The following is a 1206-nucleotide window of genomic DNA, read 5'->3' on the forward strand; positions in this document are numbered from 1 at the left end:
ATAATGTTAGTTACCATCAGTTGTTACCACCAGTTGTTATCAATATTGGCGTAAACTTGGTTTCGAGATTATTCGTTATCAAGTTCACGAGTACAGAGAAATCAAGCATCAGCTGTTCATCTTGGTATACATCGATTGAAAGTAGTTTTATGCTTTATGTATCTTGCTAGACACGAGTTCATTTTTAAACTAATCAAGCCATTACAATGTGCACCCTTGGGTCATTTATATTCCCGTACTTTGACAATTTGACGATTCGATAAGTCAAGAATAACCGTCATTCATGCAAATCGGTATTGTCTGTCTACTTAATGTCTATCGATAGCTGTTTATTACTGATTCAAACTCGCTAACAAAGGTAATATTTTACTAACCTTATCAAAGCTTTCTTGATACTCCGCGGCACCATTAGAGTCGGCAACAATACCACCACCTGCCCAGCAGTAAATGTGATTATTTTCAGTGACCAAGGTACGAATAGTAATACTGGTGTCCATGTTTCCATTTTGGCTTATATAGCCGATGCTGCCGCAATAAAGATTACGTCTGGATGGTTCTAATTCTTCAATGATTTCCATAGCGCGGATTTTTGGCGCACCGGTAATTGACCCACCTGGAAAGGCGGCGTTAAGTAAATCGAATGCTGTTTTGTGTGGTGCAAGTGTGGCAGTCACCGTACTGACTAAATGATGCACCGCAGGGAAGCTTTCAATGGCGAATAACCTAGGCACCTTAACTGAGCCTGGGGCGGCGACTTTACCGATATCGTTTCTTAGCAGGTCAACAATCATCACATTTTCGGCGCGGTCTTTCTCGGAAGAAATTAATGCGCTAGCGGCTTGTTGATCCAAAATGGGATCATGATGGCGCGGCATGGTGCCTTTAATGGGTTTAGTTTCGATATATTGATCGTTAAGTTTAATAAAACGTTCTGGCGAGATAGATAACATACAGTGATTATTAACCCGCATAAATGCCGAAAAAGGTGCTTTGTTAGCCAGAGATAAAGCACAATAAGCTTGCCATTCATCCCCTTGATATTGAGCTTCAAATCGTTGGGTTAAATTGATTTGATAACAATCACCACTCAATAAATACTGCTGCACTTGAGCAAACTTATGTTGATACTGTTGATTATCAATCTGATTTATCCAAGCAGTAGTCAATCTAAACGGCTTTGATGTTATCGGGTCACTGGCGGACTTT

Annotated in this window: 1 protein-coding gene; it reads right to left on the reverse strand. The window is 40.2% G+C overall.

Annotation, left to right across the window (positions count from 1 at the left end; genetic code table 11):
• Positions 1 to 332: 332 nt before the first annotated feature.
• Positions 333 to 1206, reverse strand: an 874-nt coding sequence (gene pabB, locus CXF78_RS01090) for an aminodeoxychorismate synthase component I (RefSeq protein ID WP_180957013.1), incomplete at its 5' end; no start/stop codon positions are given.

Origin of the sequence: Shewanella sp. 11B5, from assembly GCF_002836795.1 — a bacterium.
GTDB lineage: Bacteria > Pseudomonadota > Gammaproteobacteria > Enterobacterales > Shewanellaceae > Shewanella > Shewanella frigidimarina.